We start from the raw sequence: 312 nt of genomic DNA, 5'->3' as shown, positions 1-312 counted from the left end.
GCAAAAATAAGGAAATATTGGTTCCGTTGCAAAGTTACTCAAAACATAGAGAATCTATGATTACATTGTTAAATGGTTATAAAATAATTAGTAAATCCCTATATAACGAAAAGGCGAAGTCTGATTCAAGACTTCGCCTTTCACTATAAATTTTCTTTAATACTTGATGATTTAAAGGCTGCTAAACAAAGTTGAAATGATATTCATAGCGATGCAGAACTAGCTTCAAAAGATATCGCTTTTAAAGGAGAAATAAACTTACAATCAAAACCTATATAGGAGGAATATGAAATGATGAAAAAACTCCCTTAC

This window comes from Bacillus pseudomycoides DSM 12442 (assembly GCF_000161455.1).
GTDB classification, from domain to species: Bacteria; Bacillota; Bacilli; order Bacillales; family Bacillaceae_G; genus Bacillus_A; species Bacillus_A pseudomycoides.
The sequence above is the reverse complement of the archived record's forward strand: the minus strand, read 5'-3'. Positions refer to the sequence as shown.